Origin of the sequence: Kaistia nematophila (assembly GCF_026343855.1) — a bacterium.
In the GTDB taxonomy this organism is placed as follows: Bacteria; Pseudomonadota; Alphaproteobacteria; order Rhizobiales; family Kaistiaceae; genus Kaistia; species Kaistia nematophila.
In genome coordinates this window covers 44,094-66,659 of sequence record NZ_JAPKNK010000001.1, presented here as the reverse complement: position 1 = coordinate 66,659, position 22,566 = coordinate 44,094, and the positions used below count along the sequence as shown (strand labels likewise).

The 22,566-nt window shown below is 67.3% G+C and carries 21 protein-coding genes; 11 read left to right on the top strand and 10 right to left on the bottom strand.

Annotated features, from left to right (window positions below):
* Window position 1: 1 nt before the first annotated feature.
* Together OSH07_RS00295 and OSH07_RS00290 are read right to left on the bottom strand one after the other, a co-directional pair.
* Window positions 2-598 (bottom strand): Maf family protein, encoded by a 597-nt coding sequence (locus tag OSH07_RS00295; protein WP_266337344.1) that lies wholly within the window; start codon window positions 596-598, stop codon window positions 2-4.
* Window positions 595-1,446, bottom strand: a complete 852-nt coding sequence (locus OSH07_RS00290; protein ID WP_266336610.1) for a pyruvate, water dikinase regulatory protein — start codon at window positions 1,444-1,446, stop codon at window positions 595-597. Before OSH07_RS00290 ends, OSH07_RS00295 begins: the two co-directional genes overlap by 4 nt.
* 437 nt (window positions 1,447-1,883) lie before the next feature.
* Between OSH07_RS00290 and hemE the strand changes: the two genes are divergently transcribed.
* The 3 genes from hemE to rho all read left to right on the top strand — a co-directional run bounded on the left by hemE (window position 1,884) and on the right by rho (window position 4,919).
* On the top strand, window positions 1,884-2,906 hold the full coding sequence (gene hemE, locus OSH07_RS00285) for a uroporphyrinogen decarboxylase (protein ID WP_266336609.1): 1,023 nt from the start codon (window positions 1,884-1,886) through the stop codon (window positions 2,904-2,906).
* A 96-nt stretch (window positions 2,907-3,002) separates the two neighbouring features.
* The gene (gene hemJ, locus OSH07_RS00280) at window positions 3,003-3,431 is read left to right on the top strand and encodes a protoporphyrinogen oxidase HemJ (RefSeq protein ID WP_266336608.1); all 429 of its coding nucleotides are present in this window, start codon (window positions 3,003-3,005) and stop codon (window positions 3,429-3,431) included.
* A 222-nt stretch (window positions 3,432-3,653) separates the two neighbouring features.
* The gene (gene rho / locus OSH07_RS00275) at window positions 3,654-4,919 is read left to right on the top strand and encodes a transcription termination factor Rho (protein ID WP_201401535.1); all 1,266 of its coding nucleotides are present in this window, start codon (window positions 3,654-3,656) and stop codon (window positions 4,917-4,919) included.
* Window positions 4,920-5,001: 82 nt separating this feature from the next.
* On the opposite strand, the gene OSH07_RS00270 is transcribed toward rho, so the two are convergent.
* Complete coding sequence (locus OSH07_RS00270; RefSeq protein ID WP_266336607.1) at window positions 5,002-7,032, bottom strand: thioredoxin domain-containing protein; 2,031 nt, start codon at window positions 7,030-7,032, stop codon at window positions 5,002-5,004.
* A gap of 116 nt (window positions 7,033-7,148) precedes the next feature.
* Between OSH07_RS00270 and mnmE the strand changes: the two genes are divergently transcribed.
* The 5 genes from mnmE (at window position 7,149) to OSH07_RS00245 (ending at window position 12,884) form a co-directional block, all read left to right on the top strand.
* The gene (gene mnmE / locus OSH07_RS00265; protein ID WP_266336606.1) at window positions 7,149-8,477 is read left to right on the top strand and encodes a tRNA uridine-5-carboxymethylaminomethyl(34) synthesis GTPase MnmE; all 1,329 of its coding nucleotides are present in this window, start codon (window positions 7,149-7,151) and stop codon (window positions 8,475-8,477) included.
* A 94-nt stretch (window positions 8,478-8,571) separates the two neighbouring features.
* Entirely contained in the window at window positions 8,572-10,455 is a 1,884-nt protein-coding gene (mnmG, locus tag OSH07_RS00260; protein WP_266336605.1) for a tRNA uridine-5-carboxymethylaminomethyl(34) synthesis enzyme MnmG, read from the top strand.
* On the top strand, window positions 10,452-11,087 hold the full coding sequence (gene rsmG, locus OSH07_RS00255) for a 16S rRNA (guanine(527)-N(7))-methyltransferase RsmG (RefSeq protein ID WP_266336604.1): 636 nt from the start codon (window positions 10,452-10,454) through the stop codon (window positions 11,085-11,087). Before mnmG ends, rsmG begins: the two co-directional genes overlap by 4 nt.
* Window positions 11,088-11,113: 26 nt before the next feature.
* Window positions 11,114-11,962 (top strand): ParA family protein, encoded by an 849-nt coding sequence (locus OSH07_RS00250; protein ID WP_266336603.1) that lies wholly within the window; start codon window positions 11,114-11,116, stop codon window positions 11,960-11,962.
* A 37-nt stretch (window positions 11,963-11,999) separates the two neighbouring features.
* Complete coding sequence (locus OSH07_RS00245) at window positions 12,000-12,884, top strand: ParB/RepB/Spo0J family partition protein (RefSeq protein ID WP_266336602.1); 885 nt, start codon at window positions 12,000-12,002, stop codon at window positions 12,882-12,884.
* 205 nt (window positions 12,885-13,089) lie between these two features.
* Here the strand turns inward: OSH07_RS00245 and holA are convergent, their stop codons facing one another.
* The 3 genes from holA to leuS are packed head-to-tail and all read right to left on the bottom strand — an operon-like array spanning window position 13,090 to window position 17,316.
* Window positions 13,090-14,121 (bottom strand): DNA polymerase III subunit delta, encoded by a 1,032-nt coding sequence (holA, locus tag OSH07_RS00240; RefSeq protein WP_266336601.1) that lies wholly within the window; start codon window positions 14,119-14,121, stop codon window positions 13,090-13,092.
* Between the two features lie 20 nt (window positions 14,122-14,141).
* Window positions 14,142-14,708 carry an LPS assembly lipoprotein LptE gene (gene lptE / locus OSH07_RS00235; protein ID WP_266336600.1) on the bottom strand — a complete coding sequence of 189 codons (567 nt, stop codon included), beginning with the start codon at window positions 14,706-14,708 and terminating at the stop codon, window positions 14,142-14,144.
* The gene (leuS, locus tag OSH07_RS00230; RefSeq protein ID WP_266336599.1) at window positions 14,695-17,316 is read right to left on the bottom strand and encodes a leucine--tRNA ligase; all 2,622 of its coding nucleotides are present in this window, start codon (window positions 17,314-17,316) and stop codon (window positions 14,695-14,697) included. Before leuS ends, lptE begins: the two co-directional genes overlap by 14 nt.
* A gap of 293 nt (window positions 17,317-17,609) precedes the next feature.
* Between leuS and OSH07_RS00225 the strand changes: the two genes are divergently transcribed.
* Entirely contained in the window at window positions 17,610-18,332 is a 723-nt protein-coding gene (locus tag OSH07_RS00225; protein WP_266336598.1) for a YggS family pyridoxal phosphate-dependent enzyme, read from the top strand.
* Window positions 18,333-18,686: 354 nt separating this feature from the next.
* Here OSH07_RS00225 and OSH07_RS00220 read toward each other — a convergent pair whose 3' ends face one another.
* A complete protein-coding gene (locus tag OSH07_RS00220) occupies window positions 18,687-19,238 on the bottom strand; it encodes a L,D-transpeptidase family protein (protein ID WP_266336597.1) in 552 nt (183 codons plus the stop codon).
* A gap of 151 nt (window positions 19,239-19,389) precedes the next feature.
* On the opposite strand from OSH07_RS00220, the gene OSH07_RS00215 reads away from it, so the two are divergent.
* Complete coding sequence (locus OSH07_RS00215; RefSeq protein WP_266333909.1) at window positions 19,390-20,073, top strand: response regulator transcription factor; 684 nt, start codon at window positions 19,390-19,392, stop codon at window positions 20,071-20,073.
* A 52-nt stretch (window positions 20,074-20,125) separates the two neighbouring features.
* Window positions 20,126-20,605 (top strand): cyclic nucleotide-binding domain-containing protein, encoded by a 480-nt coding sequence (locus OSH07_RS00210; RefSeq protein WP_266336596.1) that lies wholly within the window; start codon window positions 20,126-20,128, stop codon window positions 20,603-20,605.
* A 12-nt stretch (window positions 20,606-20,617) separates the two neighbouring features.
* Here the strand turns inward: OSH07_RS00210 and OSH07_RS00205 are convergent, their stop codons facing one another.
* The 3 genes from OSH07_RS00205 to OSH07_RS00195 form a co-directional block, all read right to left on the bottom strand.
* On the bottom strand, window positions 20,618-21,415 hold the full coding sequence (locus OSH07_RS00205) for an SDR family NAD(P)-dependent oxidoreductase (RefSeq protein ID WP_266336595.1): 798 nt from the start codon (window positions 21,413-21,415) through the stop codon (window positions 20,618-20,620).
* 64 nt (window positions 21,416-21,479) lie between these two features.
* Entirely contained in the window at window positions 21,480-22,049 is a 570-nt protein-coding gene (locus OSH07_RS00200; RefSeq protein WP_266336594.1) for an SRPBCC family protein, read from the bottom strand.
* Complete coding sequence (locus OSH07_RS00195) at window positions 22,046-22,453, bottom strand: ArsR/SmtB family transcription factor (RefSeq protein WP_266336593.1); 408 nt, start codon at window positions 22,451-22,453, stop codon at window positions 22,046-22,048. Before OSH07_RS00195 ends, OSH07_RS00200 begins: the two co-directional genes overlap by 4 nt.
* Between the last annotated feature and the right edge of the window lie 113 nt (window positions 22,454-22,566).

Genomic DNA, 22,566 nt, shown 5'->3' with positions numbered 1-22,566 from the left:
GTCAGGAAGGAAGCACGCCACGCTGGCGCAAAATGTCGAGCAGCGGCAGCAGCGGCAGACCGAGAATGCTGAAATAGTCGCCATCGATGGCGGAGAACAACTGGATTCCGACGCCTTCGAGCAGATAGGCGCCGACCGACCATAGCGCCGTCTCGCCGGCTTCATCCAGATAGCGATCAATCGCGGCGTCGGTAAGCGGGCGCATGGTGAGGCTCGCCGTGCTGACATGCTCCCAGACGATGGCGCCTTCGCTCGCCAGCGCGACCGCCGTGCGCAACCGGTGGGTCCGGCCGGCGAGCCGCGCGATCTGCCGGAACGCATCGGCGCGGTCCGTCGGCTTCACGAAACGTTCGCCCTCGAGATCGAGCACCTGGTCGGCGCCGAGCACGACCGCACCGGGCGACGCGGCGAGCGCCAGCGATTTGGCCCGGGCAAGCGCCTGCGCGATCTCGGTCGGGCTGGCGCCGGCCGCCAGCAGCGGCATTTCCAGCGCGCGCTCGTCGACGCCGGGCGACCGCGCCTCGAAAGCGATGCCGGCATTGCGGAGGAGGGCGATGCGAGTCGAACTGGTCGATGCGAGGACAAGCGTCATCGTCAGCCTCCCACCGGGCCGAGGCCATCCTTCGCAGCGCCCTTGTTGCGCAGCGCCAGGATGGCGGCGGCGGTTTCCTCGATCGAGCGGCGCGTCACGTCGATCACCGGCCAGCCCTTGCGGGCGCAGATCTTGCGCGTCGAGGCGATCTCGTTGGCGACCGCGGCGCGATCGACATAGGGATCGTCGTCGCCGAAGCCCGAATTGGTGAGCAGGCGATTCTCGCGCATCTGCACGATGCGGTCCGGCGTCGCCACCAGGCCGACGATCAGCGGCCGGGTCGCCGCCTCCAGTTCCGCCGGCAGGCCGATCCCCGGCACGATCGGGATATTGGCGGTGCGCACGCCGCGATTGGCGAGATAAATGCTGGTCGGCGTCTTCGATGTCCGGCTGACGCCGATGATGACGATCTCGGCAAGGTCGAGATCCTCCGGCAGTTGACCGTCGTCATGCATCATCGTGAAGGTCAGCGCCTCGATCCGGCGGAAATAGTCGCCATCGAGAGAATGCTGCGCGCCGACCCGCCCCTGGATCGAGGCGCCGAGATAGGACTGGAACACCTGCAGAACCGGATCGAGGACGGAGAAGCAGGGAACGCCGATGTCCCGGCAGCCCTGCTCTAGCATCGACGCCATAGACCGATCCACCAGGGTGAACAGGACGATGCCCGGCTCCTGACCGATTTCAGAGACGAGGCGCTCGATCTGCTTCGGCGCGCGCACCATGGAATGCATGTGCTCGATCACCTCGACACCGGGATATTGCGCCGAGGCGGCGCGGCCGACCGTCAGCAGGGTCTCGCCCGTGGCGTCGGAAATCAGGTGGAGGTGCAGGTGGCGAAGCTCGTTTTTCACACTGTCATCCCCAGGGCTGTGGACAGGAACGGGAGAACTCGGCGGCCGGACGGTCAGAGCCCGACTTGTCCCCGATGGCCGGAAAATGATCAACAGCCGCTGAGGCTGGGGAAAGAGATTCACAGCTGTCGAGGCAAATGGGGATTAGGGATTTGTTAACCAATTCCTTGCGTGGATATTAACAGTCCGATTCAGGCACCCGGATTTGCGGTCGCGATCGGATAATCCGGTGCTGACTCAAGGAGATGATCCGAAACGACCCGAGCGGTTCCCGGATTGGATTCACAGGCCGTGGAAAACACGTGCGGGTTGCGCGGTCGTCTCGGTCGCATTGTGGACAGCCGTGAATGCCGGTAATCCACCGTCAAAGAAAAGAAGAAACTACAGATAGATCTCTTTCTTTGGTGATGGTGGTGCAGAACGACCCGACGGCTTTGATGACGAAGGCGCGCCTTTTGCGCGTGCTCGATGGCGAAGCGATCGCCCAGCCGCCGATGTGGCTGATGCGACAGGCCGGCCGCTATCTGCCGGAATACCGGGCGCTGCGCGCGCAGGCCGGATCGTTCCTCGATCTCTGCTACACGCCGGAACTGGCGACCGAGGTGACGCTGCAGCCAATCCGCCGCTTCGGCTTCGATGCGGCGATCCTGTTTTCCGATATCCTCGTCATCCCGCATGCGCTCGGCCGCGACGTCCGTTTCGTCGAAGGCGAGGGGCCGCGGCTCGATCCGATCGAGCGCGCGGATATCGACCAGCTCACTATCGGTGCCGTCCTCGAGCGGCTGGCGCCCGTACTGGAGACCGTCGGCGCGGTTCGCCGGGAATTGGCTCCGGACAAGGCGCTGATCGGCTTCTGCGGCGCGCCCTGGACGGTTGCCACCTACATGATTGCCGGCAAGGGGACGCCGGACCAGGCACCATCGCGCCTGCTCGCCGCACGCGACCCCGAGGCGCTGGACCGGCTGATCGACAAGCTCGTGCAGGCCTCGATCGTCTATCTGGTGGCGCAATTGCGCGCCGGCGCCGATGCCGTGCAGGTTTTCGACAGCTGGTCGCGCGTGCTGTCGCCGGCCGCCTTCGAGCGCTGGTCGGCCGGACCGATCGCCCGGATCGTCGCCGGCGTTCGCGCCGAGGTTCCCGACGCCCGCTTCATCGGCTTTCCGAAGGGCGCCGACCGCGGCCTGGCCGATTTCGTCGAGACGACGAAGGTCAATGCCGTCGGCGTCGACTGGACCGTGCCGCTTGCCACCGTTCGGCGGGAGATCGACGGACGCGCCGCCATCCAGGGCAATCTCGACCCGATGGTGCTGGTGGCCGGCGGCGCGCAGCTGGACGAAGCGGTCGACGAAATTCTCGAGGCGATGCGCGGGGCCAGGCTGATCTTCAATCTTGGTCACGGAATCGTGCCGCAGACGCCGATCGAGCATGTCGAGCGGCTGGTCGAGCGCGTCCGCCGCTAGGCGCGGCGGCGGGCTCCGATATTGCCGTGGGCGCGTTTTCCGCGCGCCGGCCGGTATCCATTTCGTTCGAGAACGCGCTTAGGGCAGGGGAAACAGATGGCCTATTACGACTGGATCAAGGCGCTGCACGTGATCTCGGTGATCGCCTGGATGGCGGGCATCTTCTATCTGCCGCGCCTGTTCGTCTATCACACCGGCGCCGCGATCGGATCCGACAAGTCCGAGACGTTCAAGGTGATGGAAGCCAAGCTGCTCAGGATGATCATGAATCCGGCGATGATCCTGACCTGGATCACGGGACTGACGATCGTTCGCCTCGGCGGCTGGGAGCAGCAGCCCTGGTTCATGGCAAAGTTCGTGCTTGTCATCGCCATGTCGGCTTTCCATATGTGGCTCGCGTCGTGCCGCAAGGCGTTCGCGGCGGACCGAAACACCCGTTCGGAGCGGGCCTACCGTCTGGCGAACGAGATTCCGACCGTCCTGATGGTGCTGATCGTCATCCTGGTCGTGGTCAAGCCGTTCTAGATTTCTGCGAAATTGCGACGTTTCTGACGCTTGCCGTGGAACCGGCGAGCGATTATGGTGCGCCATCTTGTCGAAGCAGACGGATGCCGGTTGACCTGCCAGGGTCGACCGAAGCGTCGCGCCGGCGGGCCTTGTCCCCGCCAGGCTGAAGTTCTGCCAATCCCCATTTTCGATACCATTCGACCCTTCCTTTCTTGAATCCCAACGAGATTCACAAAACCCATGCGTGAAATGAAACTACAGGACCTCAAGTCCAAGTCCCCGACGGAGCTGCTGGCCTTCGCCGAGGAACTTGAGGTCGAGAATGCGAGCACGCTGCGCAAGCAGGAGCTGATGTTCGCCATCCTGAAGCAGCTGGCGGACAACGACGTCGAGATCGTCGGACAGGGCGTCGTCGAGGTCTTGCAGGACGGTTTCGGTTTCCTGCGCTCCCCCGACGCCAACTATCTCGCCGGACCGGACGATATCTATGTCTCTCCCTCGCAGATCCGTCGCTTTTCGCTGCGGACCGGCGACACGGTCGAGGGCTATATCCGTAGTCCGAAGGACGGCGAGCGCTATTTCGCCCTGCTGAAGGTCTCGACGATCAATTTCGAGGACCCGGACAAGGCCCGGCACAAGGTTCACTTCGACAATCTGACGCCGCTCTACCCGAACGAGCGCTTCAAGATGGAGCTCGAGGTTCCGGCCGGCAAGGACATGACGCCGCGCATCATCGACCTGGTTGCGCCGCTCGGCAAAGGCCAGCGCGCCCTCGTCACCGCGCCGCCGCGCACTGGTAAGACGGTGTTCCTGCAGAACATCGCCCACTCGATCGCCCAGAACCATCCCGAGTGCTACCTGATCGTCCTGCTGATCGATGAGCGCCCGGAAGAAGTCACCGACATGCAGCGCTCGGTGAAGGGCGAGGTCATCTCCTCGACCTTCGACGAACCGGCCACGCGCCACGTCGCCGTCGCCGAAATGGTGATCGAGAAGGCCAAGCGCCTGGTCGAGCATGGCCGCGACGTCGTCATCCTGCTCGATTCGATCACCCGCCTCGGCCGCGCCTACAACACGGTGGTGCCGTCTTCCGGCAAGGTGCTGACCGGCGGTGTCGACGCCAACGCCCTGCAGCGCCCGAAGCGCTTCTTCGGCGCCGCGCGCAACATCGAGGAAGGCGGCTCGCTGACGATCATCGCGACGGCGCTGATCGATACCGGCAGCCGCATGGACGAAGTCATCTTCGAAGAATTCAAGGGCACCGGTAACTCGGAAATCATCCTGGACCGCAAGGTCGCGGACAAGCGCACCTTCCCGGCGATCGACATCACCCGTTCCGGCACCCGCAAGGAAGAGCTGCTGGTGCCGCCGGACGTGCTCAAGAAGATGTACGTGCTGCGCCGCATCCTCATGCCGATGGGCACGGTCGACGCGATCGAGTTCCTGCTCGACAAGCTGCGCCAGACCAAACACAACTCCGATTTCTTCGACCAGATGAACACCTGATCGGCGATCGCCAGAATGCGAAATGGCCGGGCTTGTCCCGGCCATTTTCGTTTCGGGACGGGGTTAACGCGTTAGCCTTTCGTTAGCCATGCGGTAACCAGGCGCCGTGCAATACGGCGACGAGCGCTTCCGCGTCGGTGATCGGCAGCGAGCAGTTGCCTTCCCGGCAGACATAGGCGGTCGCCCGACCGTCGATCGCCCGCTTGCCATGCGCCGGATGGCTCGCCGGCAGGGCGTGGTCCTCGGGCCGGACGTCGAGCACGAAGGTTGGCCGCCAGTCCTCGCGCAGCGCGCTCCGGAGCTTTGCGCCGTCATCCGTCGCCGAGGTCAGGATGACTACCGTGCGCACGGCGAGGCGGAGGTCGAGGCCGGAGAGCAAGCTCGCCGTGCCGAAGACGTTGCGGTTGATGATCGGTGCCGCGGCGGCGAGCGCGCGGTCGGCTCGGTCGCGGAAGCGGTCCTCGCCGGTCAGCGCCCAGAGCCGGACGAGGCTGTCGACGGCCAGGCCATGCGGATTGGGCGAGGCGTCGTCGATCCGCTCCGCCTTGCGCAGGATCAGCGCCTCGGCGTCGTCGGCGGTGAAGAAATAGCCGCCCTGGCCGTCGCCGTGATGCGCTTTGAGCTGGTCGAGATAGCCGATGGCGCGGTCGAGATAGGCGCCCTCCTGCGTCGCCTGGTGCAGGGCGATGGCGGCGCGGGCGAGCGAGGCGAGATCGGACGAGAAGCCGGGATGAACGGATTTGCCGTCCCGCGTCGCATGGCCGGGCCGGCCGTTGCGGGAAATCGATTCGGCCAGGAAACGAAATGCCGTCGCGGCGAGTTCGGTCCAGTCCGGCCGGTCGAGCAGCCAGCCGGCGGTGGCGAGCCCGGTGATCGCATAGCCGTTCCAGTCGACCAGGATCTTGTCATCGAGGCCGGGGCGGACGCGCGTTTCGCGCGCTGAAAGCAGCTTCGCGAGCAGCGTTTCGGCCCGTCCCGCCGCGTCGGCAGCGAGCGGGGCAGGGTGCTGCAATCGATTCGGGATCGAAACGCCCTCCCAGTTGCCGCCGTCGCGGATGTCGTGGAGATCGCCGAGAAAGGCGGCGTCCTCGGCTCCGAGCAGCTTCTCCAGCTCGGCGCGGGTCCAGACATAGAAGCGGCCCTCATGGCCCTCGCTGTCGGCGTCGAGGCTGGCGGCGAAGGCGCCGCCCGGCAGCCGCATCTCGCGGACGAGCCAGCCGATCGTGGTCTCGATCCGGGCGCGATAGAGGGCGCCGGCGCCGCTGATGCCGGCGAGCAGGGCGAGCTGCTCGAGGAGCAGGCCGTTGTCGGAAAGCATCTTCTCGAAATGCGGCACCAGCCAGTCGGCATCGGTCGAGTAGCGGGCGAAGCCGCCGCCGACATGATCGAAGATGCCGCCGTTGCTCATGCCGATCAGCGCTGCGTCGACGGCGCGCGCCATGTCGCTGTCGCCGGTGCGGTGGGCGCTGCGGGCGAGGAAATCGATCACCGCTGTGTTCGGGAATTTCGGCGCGCCGCGCGTGCCGCCCTTGTCGAGATCCATGATGCCGAGGATGGCGCGCGCCGCCTCGTCGAGCAGCGGCCGGCCGAGCGGCGGCCCGTCGCCCTCCGGGCGCGGCTGCAGATGCGCCGCGATGCGGTCGGCCTGGGCGACGATCTCGTCGCGGTCCTCGGCATAGAAGCGGGCGATTTGCTCCAGCACGTCGACGAAGCCGGGCCGGCCATACCGCGACGTCCTGGGGAAATAGGTGCCGCCCCAGATCGGCTTGCCGTCCGGCGTCAGGAACATGGTGAGCGGCCAGCCGCCCTGGTCGCCGATCGCATGCAGCGCCGCCATGTAGATCTGGTCGATGTCCGGCCGCTCCTCGCGATCGACCTTGATGTTGACGAAGAGACGGTTCATCACCGCTGCGGTCGCCGGATCCTCGAAGGATTCATGCGCCATGACATGGCACCAGTGGCAGGCGGCATAGCCGATCGAGAGCAGGATGGGCCGGTCGAGTTGCCGCGCCTCCTCCAGCGCGGCGGCGTTCCAGCCGCGCCAGTGGACGGGATTGTCCCGGTGCTGCAGCAGATAGGGGCTGGTCTCGAGGCGCAGCAGGTTTTCGGACATCGCGGCTTTCGCTGGCTGGAAGGCTTTCAACAATCAGCCGCTGAAGGTAGACCGCTGCGGCGGACACGCAAGCGCGAAGGCATCGGCCGGGCGGGCAGGACGACGAGCAGGACGGCATGACACAACGACGCGACGATACGATCTTCGCCCTTTCGAGCGGCGCCGCACCTTCCGGCGTGGCGGTGATCCGGCTGTCCGGTCCGGGTGTTCGATTCGGACTCGAAACATTGATCGGCGAGGTGCCGAAAGCGCGGATGGCGGCGCTGCGGACGCTGCGCGCGCCGGAAACGGGGGATATCCTCGATCGCGGATTGGTTCTGTTCTTTCCCGGTCCGGCCAGCTTCACCGGCGAGGATGTCGCCGAGTTGCAGGTGCATGGCGGTCGGGCGGTGATCGCCAGCCTGCTCAAGACGCTGGCCGGCTTGCCCAGCTACCGCCAGGCCGAGGCGGGCGAGTTCACCCGCCGCGCCTTCGAGAACGGCCGCGCCGACCTGACCGAGATCGAGGGTCTGGCCGATCTGGTCGCCGCCGAGACGGAGATGCAGCGGCGCCTCGCCGTGCGCCAGGCCGAGGGCGGCCTGCGCAAGCTCTATGAGGACTGGCGGCGGCGGCTGATCCGCGCCCGCGCCCTGATCGAGGCCGGGCTCGACTTCGTCGACGAGGAAGACGTGCCGGACGACGTGATGGCGCCGGCCTGGCACGAGGCGGCGGAGGTGGCGATCGAGATGGCGGCGCATCTCGACGACCAGCATTTCGGCGAGCGCGTCCGCGATGGTTTCGAAGTCGTTCTGCTCGGGCCGCCCAATGCCGGCAAGTCCAGCCTCCTGAATGCGCTGGTGCGGCGCGAGGCGGCGATCGTCACGGCCGAGCCCGGAACGACGCGCGACCTGATCGAGGTATCGCTCGACCTTGGCGGCCACGCCGTTACCCTGGTCGACACCGCCGGCCTGCGCGAGACGGAAAGCCTGGTCGAGCGCGAGGGGATCGCCCGCGCCCGCCGCCGGGCCGGCGCCGCCGATCTCGTGTTGGCGCTGTCCGACAACGACTCCTGGTCCGAAACGATTCCCGAAGGCGCGGCTATGCTGCGCGTGCGCACCAAGCTCGATCTTGTCGATTCGGACTCGAAACTATCCGCCGGGACGGCGGACATCGCCCTGTCGGCGCGGACCGGCGAGGGGCTGGATCATCTGGTCCGGGCGATCGGCACGGCGCTGGATCTGGCCCGGCCGATGCCGGCGGCGCTGATTACCCGCGCTCGCCAGCGCGACGGCATCAGCCGGTCGCTGGAGCATCTGCGCGAGCTGGAGCGCGAGGCCGGCCGCGCCATCGAGGTCAAGGCGGAACTTTTGCGCAGCGCCGCCGATGCGCTCGGTCGGGTCACCGGCAAGGTCGATGTCGAGGATCTGCTCGACGTCATCTTCGCCGAGTTCTGCATCGGCAAATAGGATCGTCTCGGCCCCTGTTCCACGTGAAACAGTTTTCGGCTTTGACGTCGTTCCGGCGAGCGATTAGGAAGGCCGCATCAGAGGGATCGGAACCATGACAAGCGCAGCAGAGGCGACCTTCGACGTCGTCGTCATCGGCGGTGGCCATGCCGGAACCGAGGCGGCCGCCGCCTCGGCGCGGATGGGCGCCCGCACCGCCCTGGTCACCCATTCGCGCGATACCATCGGCGTGATGTCGTGCAACCCCGCGATCGGCGGTCTCGGCAAGGGTCATCTCGTGCGCGAGGTCGATGCGCTGGACGGCCTGATGGGCCGCGTCGCCGATGCCGGCGGCATCCAGTTCCGCATGTTGAACCGGCGCAAGGGCCCGGCGGTGCGCGGCCCGCGCGCCCAGGCCGACCGCAAGCTCTATCGCGAGGCTATGCAGGCGGAGATCGCCGCCACCGCCAATCTGACCGTCGTCGAAGGCGAGGCGGACGACCTGACGGTGGTCGATGGCCGCATTGCCGGCGTCGTGCTCGCCGATGGCCGCCGCATCGCCTGCGGCGCCGTGGTGATCACCACCGGCACCTTCCTGCGCGGGCTCATCCATATCGGCGAGACCAAGATCCCGGCCGGCCGGGTCGGCGAGAAGCCGGCGATGGGCCTCTCCGGCGCGCTGGAGCGCCACGCCTTCAACCTGGCGCGGCTGAAGACCGGCACGCCGGCGCGGCTCGATGGCCGCACCATCAACTTCGACATTCTGGAGCGCCAGCCGGGCGACGACGAGCCGGAGCCGTTCTCGACCCTGACGGCGCGGATCGAGCGGCCGCAGGTCGACTGCTTCATCACCCGCACCACCGAAGCGACGCACGACGTCATCCGGGCCAATTTGCATCGCTCGCCGATGTATTCTGGCCAGATCGAAAGCCGGGGCCCGCGCTATTGTCCCAGCATCGAGGACAAGATCGTCCGCTTCGCCGAGCGCGAATCGCACCAGATCTTCCTGGAGCCGGAAGGGATTGACGACCCGACCATCTATCCGAACGGCATCTCGACCTCGCTGCCGGAGGATGTGCAGAAGGCGCTGATCGCCACCATCCCGGGCCTGGAGAATGCCGTCATCCTGCGGCCGGGCTATGCCATCGAATATGACCATGTCGATCCGCGCGAGCTGACCGCGTCGCTGGAGACCAAGAAGGTGCAGGGCCTGTTCCTCGCCGGCCAGATCAACGGCACCACCGGCTATGAGGAGGCGGCGGCGCAGGGCGTCGTGGCCGGCCTCAACGCGGCCCGCCGCGCCGGCGGTCAGGACGGCGTCGGCTTCAGCCGTTCCGACAGCTATATCGGCGTGATGATCGACGACCTGATCACCCGTGGCGTCACCGAGCCCTATCGCATGTTTACCTCGCGGGCCGAATACCGGCTGTCGCTCCGGGCCGACAATGCCGATCAGCGCCTGACGCCGTTTGGCCTGTCGATCGGCGCCGTCGGCGCCCGGCGCGAGCAGGCATTCGCCGCCAAGCTGGCGCAGCTCTCGGAAGCGCGGCAGGCCTTTGCCGAACGCAGGCTGACGCCGAACGAGGCGGTCAAGGTCGGGCTCGGCGTCAACCAGGACGGCGTGCGCCGTTCCGCCTTTGACCTGCTGGCCTACCCGGATATCGACGCGGCGCGGCTGGTGCAGGTCTGGCCGGAGCTCGGCCGCTTCGCGCCGGCGATCCTCGACCAGATCGAGGCCGATGCGAAATATGCCGTTTATTTGAATCGGCAGCAAAACGATATCGAATCGGTGAAGCGCGACGAGGCCGTGCCGCTCGGCGACGACATCGACTATCGCGCCATCGAGGGCCTGTCGAACGAGCTGCGCCAACGGCTGATGCTGGTGCGTCCTGCGACGCTCGGCCAGGCTGGCCGCATCGAGGGCATGACGCCGGCGGCGCTGGCCCTTCTCCTGACCACGGCGCGTCGTCGCCCGCAAGCCATCCGGACCGTTGCATGACCGATACGATCGCGGCCGTCGAGGCCATTCTCCCCGTTTCACGTGAAACAGGCGAGCGGCTGGAGCGCTATGTGGCGCTGCTGCGCAAGTGGCAGCCGGCGCAGAACCTCGTCTCGCCGAACACGCTCGGCCAGATCTGGACCCGGCATGTCGCCGACTGCGCCCAGCTGGTGGCGATGTTCCCGGACACGCGCCGCTGGCTCGACCTCGGCAGCGGCGCCGGCCTGCCGGGCCTGATCACGGCGATCCTGCTCGCCGACACCGACGGCGCCGTCGTCCATTGCGTCGAGGCTAACCAGCGCAAATGCGCCTTCCTGCGCACGGTGATCCGCGAGACCGGCGCCAAGGCGATCGTGCATGAGGGGCGGATCGAATCGGTTCTGAAACGTTGGAGCGAGCCGGTCGAGCGGATCAGCGCCCGCGCGCTCGCTTCGCTGGCGGACCTGCTCGATCTCTCGGCGCCGGTTCTGGCCGCCGGTGCCACAGGAACCTTTCATAAAGGTGAAGATTTCGAGGGGGAATTGGCGGAAGCCTCTAAATCTTGGTCCCTCGATCTGATAAGACACAAGAGCATGATCGATGAACGCAGTTCGATCGTCGAGATTTGCCGGGCAGAGCGCCGGATCGTCTGATCCCGCGCGCCATCGATGAGGCCGCCATGTCCTATGCCGATACGTTTTCGCCGCCGTCCCTGCTGCCGCCGCAGCCCCGTGTGATCGCGCTGGCCAACCAGAAGGGCGGCGTCGGCAAGACGACGACGGCGATCAACCTGGGGACCGCGCTGGCGGCGATCGGCGAGGAAGTGCTGATCGTCGATCTCGATCCGCAGGGCAACGCCTCGACCGGCCTCGGCATCGACCGCAAGAGCCGGTTGCGCTCGACCTATGACGTGCTGGTCGGCGAATCCACTCTGGCCGAGATCGTCATGGAGACGGCGGTGCCGCGGCTGTCGGTGGCGCCCTCGACGATGGACCTGCTCGGCGTCGAGCTGGAAATCGCCAGCCGTTCCGACCGCGCCTTCAAGCTACGCCGGGCGATCGCCAGCCACATGCAGCGGCCGGAGTCGATTCGGTCCCGAAACTACAGCTATGTGCTGGTCGACTGCCCGCCCTCGCTCAACCTGCTGACGATCAACGCGCTGTCGGCGGCGCATTCGATCCTGGTGCCGTTGCAGTGCGAGTTCTTCGCGCTCGAAGGCCTGAGCCAGCTGCTGCAGACGGTCGACCAGGTCAAGCATGCGCTGAACCCGGAACTGTCGATCCACGGCATCGTGCTGACCATGTTCGACAGCCGCAACAACCTGGCCAGCCAGGTGGTGGCCGACGTCCGCGCGCACATGGGCGACGCCGTCTATGACACGGTGATCCCGCGCAATGTCCGCATTTCGGAAGCGCCGTCGCATGGCAAGCCGGTGCTGCTCTACGATTTCAAGAGCACGGGCAGCCAGGCCTATCTCCGCCTGGCCTCGGAGATCATTCAACGCGAGAAGCGCCTGCGTGCCGCCTGAGGCGCCGCGGGCTCTGGGATTTGTGGGAGTTGACGCTATGAGCATGGAAGACGGATCGCGCCGGCGTCTGGGCCGCGGGCTTGCCGCCCTGATCGGCGATGTCGGCAGCGCCGATCAGGTTGCGAGCGACCCGCGCAGCCGCAATTCGCGCCGCGTGCCGGTCGAGTTCCTGCGTCCCAATCCGCGCAACCCGCGCAAGGCATTCGAGGAAGAAGACCTCGCCGATCTCACCGCCTCGGTGCGCGAGAAGGGGATCATGCAGCCGATCCTCGTCCGCCCGGTGCCGGGCGGGCCGGCCGACGCCTATGAGATCATCGCCGGCGAGCGGCGCTGGCGCGCGGCGCAGCGCGCCGCCCTGCACGACGTCCCGATCATCATCCACGACGTCAACGACAAGGAAGCGCTCGAGCTCGCCATCATCGAGAACGTCCAGCGCGCCGATCTGAACGCGCTGGAAGAAGCGCTCGGCTACCAGCAGCTGATCGACGAGTTCGACTATAGCCAGACGGCGCTCGCCGACGTCATCGGCAAGAGCCGGCCGCATGTCGCCAACACGCTGCGCCTGCTGAAGCTGCCGCCGGCGGTGCAGACCTATCTGCGCGACGGCAAGCTGACCGCCGGCCACGCCCGCGCGCTCGTCACCGTCGACAATCCGGAAGCGGTGGCGCAGCGCATCGTCGACATGGGGCTGACCGTGCGCGACGCCGAGGCGCTGACCCAGAACGAGCCGAAGAAGGGCCAGCGCGCCGCCAGCAAGGCCGAGAAGGACGCGGATACGCGGGCGCTCGAGAAGCTGCTCGGCGACGTGCTCGGCCTGATGGTGACGATCGACCACAAGTCGAACGGCAGCGGCGAGCTCAAGGTGCGCTACAAGTCGCTCGAACAGCTCGACGAGGTCTGCCGCCTGCTGAAGCGCGACTAGATCTTTCCCGCCTGGGCGCTGTCTGCGGCCCGGGCAGGATCGAAAACAGACGCCGACGCCGACCGTTCCCCCAGGGGCCTGCGGTCGGCGTTTTTGTTTGGGGCGACGCCGGCGCGCCGAATGGTGGATGCAGATCCCCGGATCGGACAGGATCGGCCAAACAAAATAGTTGGTCGGCTAACAAAACCAAAAAGTGACAAAAAACCTAGCGGCGGGCGCGGGCCATCATGGCGATGGCGAGCAGTGCCTGGCCGATTACTTCGTCGGCTATGCTTGCCTTCAGGCGGCTGTCGAGGATGGCGCGGTCGAGCCGTTCGAGCGCCTGCTGCAGCCGCTCGGTCGACCAGCTGCGCAATTGCTGTTCGAGCTTGCCCTTGCGCTGGAAGAAGATGCCGCCGGCGTAACGCTCGATCGCGGTCGATTGCGGCATGCCCTCGTCGGCGGCGGCGCGGATCCGGTGCAGCAGCTGGAAATGGCGCAGCGCCGCATTGGCGACGACGAAGGCGGCGGTGCCGGAGCCGAGGATGCGGCGGAAGGCCTTGTCGAGGCCGGTAGCGTCGCCGAGCGCCGCGGCGTCGACCGCCTCGTCGGTTGCCGAGGCGCCGGCATCGCCGACGACGGCGCGCACGGCGTCGGCGTCGATCGAGCCCTGGCCGAGGGCATAGAGGCAGAGCTTGGCGACTTCGGAGCGGCTGGCGAGCCGGTCGGCGCCGAGCAGGCCGCGCAGCATCTGCCGCGCATCCGGCTCCATCCTGAGCCCGGCAAGCTGCAGCTCGGAATCGATCAGCCGGTCGAGCGCGGCGTCATTGTCGGCATAGCAGGCGATCGCCGCGGCGCCGCGGGCGTTCTCGCAGACCTTGCGCAGGCCGACGCCCTTCTTGATGTCGCCGGCCTCGAGGATGACCCAGGCGTCCTGCGGCGGGTTGGCGAGCACGGCCTCGACCGCGGCCTGGATCGGCCGGTTGCCGGCCACCTTGACCCAGATGGCGCGGGTGCCGCCGAAGAGCGCGATCGTGTTGGCCTCGTCGGCGAGGCGGCCGGTGTCGGAGGCGATCTCTGCCGAATCGAGCTTCACCAGCGCGAAGGGATCGTCGCTCTGGCCGAGCACGGTCTTCGCGAAGGCGGCGGCGCGCTCGGAGATGAGGCCGGTGTCGCTGCCATGCAGCAGCACCACGCGGATGCCGGGATCCGGCCGGCTTAGGAACCGGTCGGCATCCTGGGGCTTGATCTGGACCATTCGTCTGGCCGGCGCCGGGCCTAGCTCGACTTGCCGGTCGCCAGCGCCGCTGCCAGGCGCAGCTGGATATCGTCGGCGACGGACTGGGCGGCGCGGTTCTGCGCGTCGATCTGGGCCCGCTGGTTGGCGAAGGCCTGGTTCGAGCGGTCATAGGAGGCGACGCCGCGATTGATCGAGCGGAGAATGACCTTGCCGGTGGCAATTTCCTTCAGCTGGTAGGCGACGGTGACCGTCACCGAATAGGCCGGCGCCGTCTCGTCGCGTTCGAAGCCGAGGCGCGCGTCGGCCGAGGTGACCCGCATGGTCAGTTCGTAGCGCGGCGGGGCGGGGTTGCCGCCACCCGTGAAGCCGAAGATCAGGTTGTTGCGGACTTCCTGGCCGACGCGGTCGCTGACATCCTCGACCTGGATGGCGGAGAGGTCAGCGGCGACGTTGGGGCCGCTTGCGATAGGCATGTAGATTGGCTGGACCGTGCAGCCGGCCGCCAGCACGCCGAGCGCGAGGGCGGCAAGGCCGCCCCGCACCAGCCGCGTCAGGCCGCTGCCCGAGGGGCGCGCCAAATCCAGTCCGCGATCAGACGACGACATTGACGATCCTCTTCGGCACGATGACGATCTTGCGGGGCGTACGGCCCTCCAGCGCCTTGACGACGCCGTCGAGCGCCAGCGCGGCCGCTTCGATGTCAGTTTCCGACGCCGTCGCCGAGATTGTCAATTCGGCGCGTTTCTTGCCGTTGATCTGGATCGGCAGGACGATCTCGTCCTCGACCAGCAGCGCCGCGTCGACGGTCGGCCAGGGCGACTGCGCGGCCAGACCATCGCGACCGAGCGCGACCCAGAGCTCTTCGGCGAGGTGCGGGATCATCGGGCCGATGGCGGCGACGAGGAACTCCGCCGCTTCGCGGAGCGCGTAGGCAAGGTCCGCCGGCAGTTGGTCGCCGGCCTTGCGGGCGGCGCCGATCGCATCGCCGAAGACGTTGGCGAAGCCGTGGATGCGGGCGACGGCGACGTTGAAGCGCAGCCGGTCGATGTCGTCCTCGACATTCGCGGCCAGCTTGTGGCTCGCGCGCCGCAGCGCATTGGCCTCGGCGCCGAAGGTCTCCGGCCGGGCCTGGCCCGCCCCGGAAAGCTCGACCGCGTCGCCGACCAGACGCCAGATGCGCTGGGTGAAGCGCCAGGCGCCCTCGATGCCGGCTTCCGTCCATTCGCTGTCGCGCTCGGGCGGCGTGTCGGAGAGCATGAACCAGCGGGCGCAGTCGACGCCGTAGGTCTCGGCCACCACTTCCGGCGGCACGACGTTCTTCTTCGACTTCGACATCTTCTCCGGCGGGCCGACCGTCACCGGCTCATCGGTGCCGACCTTGACCGCCGTGCCGTCGGCGCGCTTCTCGACCTCTTCGGGGAACAGCCACTTGCCGTTCTGGTCCTTGTAGGTCTCGTGCACGATCATGCCCTGGGTGAACAGGCCCGCGAAGGGCTCCGTCACCGAGACACGGCCGGTGCGCTCGAGCGCGCGGGTGAAGAAGCGCGAATAGAGCAGGTGCAGGATCGCGTGCTCGATGCCGCCGATATACTGGTCGACCGGCAGCCAGTGATCGACCGCGTCCTTCGAGAGCGGCGCCTCGCCGGGCGCGCTGGCGAAGCGGGCGAAATACCAGGACGAGTCGACGAAGGTGTCCATCGTGTCCGTCTCGCGGACCGCCGGCTCGCCACAGTGCGGGCACTTGACGTGCTTCCAGGTCGGGTGACGGTCCAGCGGGTTGCCGGGCTGGTCGAAGGTGACGTCTTCCGGCAGCCTGACCGGCAGGTCCTGCTTCGGCACCGCGACCGGGCCGCAGCTCGGGCAATGGATGATCGGGATCGGGCAGCCCCAGTAGCGCTGGCGCGAGATGCCCCAGTCGCGCAGGCGGAAGTTCACCTGGCGCTTGGCCTGCGGCGCGTTGCCCAGAACCTGGCCTTCCAGGCGCAGCGCCACCGCTTCCTTCGCCTCGGGGATGGTCATGCCGTTCATGAAATCGGAACGGAACAGCGTTCCGTCATCGGTATAGGCGACGTCGCCGACCTCGAAGGAGAGCGCGTCGGCGCCTTCCGGCAGCACCACGGCCTTGACCGGGAGATCGTATTTGCGGGCGAAGTCGAGGTCGCGCTGATCATGCGCCGGGCAGCCGAAGACGGCGCCGGTGCCATAATCCATCAGGATGAAGTTGGCGACGTAGACGGGCAGGTACCAGCCCGGCACCAGCGGGTGCTTGGCGCGGATTCCGGTATCGAAGCCCTTCTTCTCCTGCGTCTCGATCGCTTCGGCCGAGGTGCCGGTGCGGCCGCATTCGACGATGAAGTCGGCGAGCGCCGGATTGCTCTCGGCGAGCTTGGCGGCGAGCGGATGGTTGGCGGCGATGGCGACGAAGGAGGCGCCATAGAGCGTGTCCGGACGGGTCGTGTAGACCTCGATCTCGGTCTCGCCCTGCGGGGCGGAAATGGCGTCGAGGCCGAAGCGGACCATCAGGCCCTCGGAGCGGCCGATCCAGTTCTTCTGCATCAGCCGGACCTTGTCCGGCCAGCGGTCGAGACCATCCAGCGCGCCGAGCAGCTCCTCGGCGAAATCGGTGATCTTGAAGAACCACTGCGACAGCTTGCGCCGCTCGACCAGCGCGCCGGAGCGCCAGCCGCGACCGTCGATCACCTGCTCGTTGGCGAGCACGGTGTTGTCGATCGGGTCCCAGTTGACCTCGCTCTCCTTGCGATAGACGAGGCCGGCGGCATGCAGGTCGGTGAAGATGCGCTGCTGCTCGGCATAATAGGAGGGATCGCAGGTGGCGATCTCGCGGCTCCAGTCGAGCGAGAGGCCGAGCAGCTTCAGCTGGCCCTTCATCGTCTCGATGTTCTCGTAAGTCCAGATCTTCGGATGGCTGTTGCGCTCGATGGCGGCGTTCTCGGCCGGCAGGCCGAAGGCGTCCCAGCCCATCGGATGCAGGACGTTGAAGCCCTTCTTCCGCTTGAAGCGGGCCACCACGTCGCCCATCACATAGTTGCGGCCATGGCCGATATGGATGCGTCCCGACGGATAGGGGAACATTTCCAGCACATAGTATTTCGGACGCGGGTCGTCGTTCTTCGTCTCGAAAATGCCCTGCTCGGCCCAGGCACGCTGCCAGCGCGGTTCGGCGTCACGAGGGTTGTAGCGTTCTGTGGCCATGGTCCGTCGTCGAAAGGAGTGGGAAAAGGGCGGCTTCACGCCGCCGGAGCAGGGTGCGACCTTCACCAGAAACACACCGCCCGGTCAACCGCTATCGCTGCCGCAGGCCGATCCGGGGCGGTCGGCGGGTCTCTGCGCGCCGCCGTTCGGTTGAGCGCGGCGGTCCAGCATGCTAGGCGCAGCATCAGCTCCGGTCTGAACGTCGTTTCCCTGAAGCGAGGCCCGACCCAGCATCCGTTTCGCCCTTGCGCGCGAACCCTATCTTGCTCGAAACGCTCCAGTCCGGAGGCGACATGCCCGATCCAGCGCCCGATACCGTCCAGTCCCGTCTTGCCTCCGTCCTCGCCCGCGTCGAGGCGAGGGAAGCGCAGTCCGGTCGCGCTCCAGGATCGGCCCGGCTGATTGCCGTGTCGAAGACGTTCGGCGTCGACGAGATCCGTCCCGTCATCGCCGCCGGCCAGCGCCGCTTCGGCGAGAACCGCGTGCAGGAGGCGCAGGCGAAGTGGCCGCTGCTGCGCGAGATGGCCGATGACATAGAGCTGCACCTGATCGGGCCGTTGCAATCCAACAAGGCGAAGGAAGCGGTGGCGCTGTTCGACGCCATTCATACGATCGATCGCGACAAGATCGCCGGCGCGCTGGCGGACGAGATCGCGAAGCAGGGCCGCAAGCCGCAGCTCTTCGTGCAGGTGAATACCGGGCTGGAACCGCAGAAGGCCGGCATCGCGCCGCGCGAGGCGGCCGAATTCGTCGAGCGCTGCCGCACCGTGCACGGGCTGGCCATCGGCGGATTGATGTGCATCCCGCCGGCCGGCGAGGCGGCCGGCCCGCACTTCGCCCTGCTCGCCAAGATGGCGGCCGAGATCGGCGTTTCCGAACTTTCCATGGGCATGAGCGGCGATTTCGAGACCGCGATCGCCTTCGGCGCGACCTATGTGCGCGTTGGCGGCGCCATCTTCGGCTCGCGCCCGCCGATCGCGCCGGCGGTGGCGCCTGACGAACCCGCGGCGGGCTGAGCTTTCCGCTGCACCTGAGCCGGGTCTTGCACCTCTCCCATGGGGAGAGGTCGACGGCCGCAGGCCGGCGGGTGAGGGGTTCAGTCCTCCCCGGAGAGTCCGCAACCCCTCACCCGGAGCTTCGCTCCGACCTCTCCCCACGGGAGAGGTGAGGGCGGGCGCCTCAGCCCGTGACCACGGCCGCTATCTTACCTCGATCGCCGACGAAGCATGGATCCTTGCTTTCGCAAGGATGACGGCGAGGGTTTGCCTTCGTCCTTCGCGCTTTTCATGGCGCCTCTGTCGCAACCGGCGCGAGCGAGCCCCCTCTACCGCTTGCGGGAGAGGGTTGGGATGAGGGCCTTCGACGAGGCCCTACCGCACCTCGATCGCCGCGCCGGGCTTCAGGCGGCGCAGGATGTGGCGCATGTCGGCGAGGCGGACCGCGACGCAGCCCTCCGTCGGCAGGAAGCCGGGGCGGGCGAGATGGAAGAAGATGGCGCTGCCGCGGCCCTGGCTGCGGCGGCTCAGGTTCCAGTCGAGGATGACGACGACGTCGTAGAGAGGGTCCGCCCGCCACATCGTCTCGGCGCTCTTCGGATAGGGCATGCGGACCGGCCGGTTGTAGTTGCGGTCGCCGACGGCGTCGCACCAGCCGTCGCGCGGCCGCGACGGGCGCAGCGGCAGGCGGGTCGCCGGCCGACGGATGCGGTCAGCTCGGTAGCGGATGTCGACGATCGCGTAGCGGCCGGCCGGCGTGGCGCCGTCGCCCTCGCGCTTGGCGTGGGTGACGCCGCAGCGGCCAAGCGCGCAGGGGAAGCGGCGGTCGCCAAGACGGAGGATTCCCTTCGTCGGCGCGCCGGGGCGGGCGTGGACGAAAAGCGTCTGGCGGCTGGCGCCGGGAGCGGGGCGGAGGGATTTCTGCATCCAGGCTTTCCCGAGACGAAGGCCGGCTTAACCGGCGAAACGGGGCGCTTCTTGCATCGCGCCATGATTGGGGTCTAAACCTTACGCCAGCGATTCAGAAGAAGCTTCGGGTCTTCTCTCGAAATCCGAAGAACCGTCAGGGGCAAGAGCCATGGCCGCACGGCGAATTCTGGTTGTTGATGACGATGATCTGCTGCGCGAAAGCCTTGTGGAGCAATTGTCGCTCTACGAAGAATTCGAGCTGATGGACGAAGCCACGGCCACCAAGGGCGTCCAGCGCGCCCGGGCGGAGCCGACCGACCTTCTCATCATGGATGTGGGCCTGCCCGACATGGACGGCCGCGAGGCGGTGAAGCTGCTGCGCAAGGGCGGCTTCAAGGGTCCGATCATCATGCTGACGGGCCAGGATTCGGAATCCGACACCATTTTGGGCCTCGAGGCCGGCGCCAACGACTATGTGACCAAGCCGTTCCGCTTCGCGGTGCTTCTGGCGCGCATCCGCGCCCAGCTGCGCCAGTTCGAGCAGAGCGAGGACGCCACCTTCTCGATCGGCCGCTACACCTTCCGCCCCAGCGCCAAGCTGATGCTCGACGAGCGCGGGCAGAAGATCCGTCTCACCGAAAAGGAGACGTCGATCCTGAAGTTCCTCTACCGCGCCGGCGAGAAGGTCGTCGGCCGCGACATCCTGCTGCACGAAGTCTGGGGATATAATTCCGGCGTGACGACGCACACGCTGGAAACCCATATCTATCGTCTCAGGCAGAAAATCGAGCGCGAGCCGTCGATTGCGGAACTGCTCGTCACGGAAGCGGGCGGATACAAGCTGGTTCCATGATACAGTTCCGGCGTGGCTGCTTCGTTCGTGGCCCCGGGGCAGGGATAACGGTGTGACGCTTGAACAGGATATCGCACTCCTCTCGACGGTGCCGCTCTTCGCGGAGCTGGCGAACGACCATCTGCGACTGATCGCCTTCAGCGCCACGCGGCTGGAGTTGCCGGCCGGGCGGGTGCTGTTCCGCGCCGACAGCAAGGCGCTGTCCGGCTTCATCGTGATGTCGGGTGAGATCGAGCTTTCCGAGGGCCATGGCGAGGACCACCACCGGCTCGGCGTCTACGGGCCGGGCACGCTGCTGGGCGAGATGGCGCTTTTCATCGAGACGCGCCGGCCGGCGACGGCGACCGCCGTCGGCGAGGCGCTGGTGATCGAGATCGACCGGACGCTGATGCGCCGCATCCTGACCGAATATCCGGACGTGGCGGCGCGGATGCACACCCGCATCGCCGACCAGCTGATGGAAACCGTCAACGAGTTGGGCGGGCTGGAAGGCCGGCTCGACGCCGTGCGGTTCGCCGCGCCGACCCAGTAGGCCGCTGTTTCCTCAGTCGAGCACCGAGCCGCAGGTCAGGTTCGCCAGCGCGCCGGTCATGGCGCCGGCGCGGTCGGAGGCGACGAAGGCGGCATAGTCGGCCACCTGGTCCAGCCGCGGCAGCCGGCCGAGCAGCGTGTCCTGTTTCGCATGCGTCTCCAGCCAGGCCTCGGTCGTGGTGCCGAAGCGGCGGGTCATGTCGTCGAACAGCCCCTGCGTATAGGAAAGCGGCACCGCGTCGGGAATGGCGTCCGAGCGCAGGCAGATGACGCGGATGCCGCGATGGCCGAGCTCCACCGCGAGCAGGCGCGAAAAGGTCTCGACCGCGCTGCAGGCGACGCCGTGGCCGAGGAAGCCGGGGCTGGTGATGCGCGAGCCCGGCGCCGTCAGCGTCAGGATGACGCCGCCACCCCTTTCGGCCATGTGCGGCGCCACGGCCTTTGCCGTGACGTAGTTGGTGCGGGCATTGGCGTTGATGACGTGCAGGAACTGGTCGACGCCGACATCGGCCATCGGCAGGCCCTGGGTATGCACAACGCTGACCGCATTGAGCGCGATGTCGATGCCGCCCGCGCGTTTGGCGACCCGGCCGGCATGCGCGTCCACGGCGTCCTGGTCCTGCGCGTCGACGACGTCGACGCTGGCCCTGCCGCCTTCGGCGCGGATGTCGGCGGCGACCCGCTCGAGCCGTTCGAGCGTGCGGCCGGCGAGGAAGATCTCGGCCCCCTCGCGGGCGAAGGCGCGGGCGGTGGCCCCGCCGATAGCGCCGCCGCCGCCATAGATGACGGCGATCTTGTCTTTGAGCAGCATGACAGCCTCCCTGGCTGGTAGGGAAAATGCAGGTCTGGAATCGAGTGGTGCGTGCGACGCGTCGCTACCAGGCCGGGATCTGCCGCTCATAGGCGGCGTCGAGCCGGGTCATGGTGCGCCAGAAGCTCTTCGGCGCCGCGCCGTCGAGGTTGGCCTCGAGAATGCCGAGATGGGTCTGCCATCCGGCCGAAACGCTGACCAGCGCCGCGCGCGACGGCAGGCGCGTATGGGTCAGGCGCAGCAGCACCTTGTCGCCGCTCGGCTCCATCTCGACGCGCACGTCGGATTCAAGCCCCGGCCCGTGCTGCCAGCGGAACCCGAACAGGCGCGGCGGCTCGCAGACGGTGACATGGCCGATGATCCGGCCTTCATTGCCATGCTCGGCATATTTCGGCGGCGGCAGGTCGCCGGCGTCGGAGAGATCGCCGTTGCGGATCTCGATGGCGACTTGGCCGCCGGCGCGCGGCTCGATCTCGCCGGCACCGAACCAGGTGCGGCGCTTGTCCGGATCGATCCAGTAGCTCCAGAGGCGCTCGATCGGTCCGGGCATCCATCGTTCGATGCGCACGGCGTCCTTGGCGATCAATTGGCCGAACAGGGTTTCGCCGGATACGGCCTGGTCAAGCATGGTCATGACTGGACTCCTTCGCTGTCGTCCCGCTTCGGGTCTGGGTCGGCCCCCGTCCCGCGATCCTTGTCTTTCCGTTTGGCGTCCTCGGCGACGAGCAGGCCTTCGAGCGTGTCGAGGCCGCGCTGCCAGAACCGTTCGTAATGGCGCATCCATTCCATGCCGGCATGCAGCGGCGCGGCGTCGAGCCGGCAGACATGCGTGCGGCCCGTGACGGTTCGGGCGACGAGGCCGGCCCGCTCCAGCACCTTGATGTGCTTGGAGGCGGCGGCCAGCGTGATCGCGAACGGCGCCGCCAGCTCGCCGACCGTCTGCTCCGATTGCGACAGGCGCGCCACCATCGCCCGCCGCGTCGGATCGGCCAGGGCATGGAAGACGTCGTCGAGGGGGAATGCGCTATGTTCAACCATGTAGTTGAATATAACGCATCAACGCTGACAGTCAACCGATTGGTATAATATTTTGGCGCAGGCGGTCGGGGGGGGGGCGGCCTGACCCTTTCACCTCTCCCATGGGGAGAGGT

Bases quoted from the DNA above. Each gene is read 5' to 3' on its own strand.
- leuS (WP_266336599.1), bottom strand. From the start codon at position 17,316: ATGGCCACAGAACGCTACAACCCTCGTGACGCCGAACCGCGCTGGCAG.
- mnmE (WP_266336606.1), top strand. From the start codon at position 7,149: ATGACACAACGACGCGACGATACGATCTTCGCCCTTTCGAGCGGCGCC.
- rsmG (WP_266336604.1), top strand. From the start codon at position 10,452: ATGACCGATACGATCGCGGCCGTCGAGGCCATTCTCCCCGTTTCACGT.
- hemE (WP_266336609.1), top strand. From the start codon at position 1,884: ATGACGAAGGCGCGCCTTTTGCGCGTGCTCGATGGCGAAGCGATCGCC.
- mnmG (WP_266336605.1), top strand. From the start codon at position 8,572: ATGACAAGCGCAGCAGAGGCGACCTTCGACGTCGTCGTCATCGGCGGT.
- OSH07_RS00270 (WP_266336607.1), bottom strand. From the start codon at position 7,032: ATGTCCGAAAACCTGCTGCGCCTCGAGACCAGCCCCTATCTGCTGCAG.
- OSH07_RS00200 (WP_266336594.1), bottom strand. From the start codon at position 22,049: ATGACCATGCTTGACCAGGCCGTATCCGGCGAAACCCTGTTCGGCCAA.
- rho (WP_201401535.1), top strand. From the start codon at position 3,654: ATGCGTGAAATGAAACTACAGGACCTCAAGTCCAAGTCCCCGACGGAG.
- lptE (WP_266336600.1), bottom strand. From the start codon at position 14,708: ATGTCGTCGTCTGATCGCGGACTGGATTTGGCGCGCCCCTCGGGCAGC.
- hemJ (WP_266336608.1), top strand. From the start codon at position 3,003: ATGGCCTATTACGACTGGATCAAGGCGCTGCACGTGATCTCGGTGATC.
- OSH07_RS00225 (WP_266336598.1), top strand. From the start codon at position 17,610: ATGCCCGATCCAGCGCCCGATACCGTCCAGTCCCGTCTTGCCTCCGTC.
- holA (WP_266336601.1), bottom strand. From the start codon at position 14,121: ATGGTCCAGATCAAGCCCCAGGATGCCGACCGGTTCCTAAGCCGGCCG.
- OSH07_RS00220 (WP_266336597.1), bottom strand. From the start codon at position 19,238: ATGCAGAAATCCCTCCGCCCCGCTCCCGGCGCCAGCCGCCAGACGCTT.
- OSH07_RS00215 (WP_266333909.1), top strand. From the start codon at position 19,390: ATGGCCGCACGGCGAATTCTGGTTGTTGATGACGATGATCTGCTGCGC.
- OSH07_RS00195 (WP_266336593.1), bottom strand. From the start codon at position 22,453: ATGGTTGAACATAGCGCATTCCCCCTCGACGACGTCTTCCATGCCCTG.
- OSH07_RS00205 (WP_266336595.1), bottom strand. From the start codon at position 21,415: ATGCTGCTCAAAGACAAGATCGCCGTCATCTATGGCGGCGGCGGCGCT.
- OSH07_RS00250 (WP_266336603.1), top strand. From the start codon at position 11,114: ATGTCCTATGCCGATACGTTTTCGCCGCCGTCCCTGCTGCCGCCGCAG.
- OSH07_RS00245 (WP_266336602.1), top strand. From the start codon at position 12,000: ATGAGCATGGAAGACGGATCGCGCCGGCGTCTGGGCCGCGGGCTTGCC.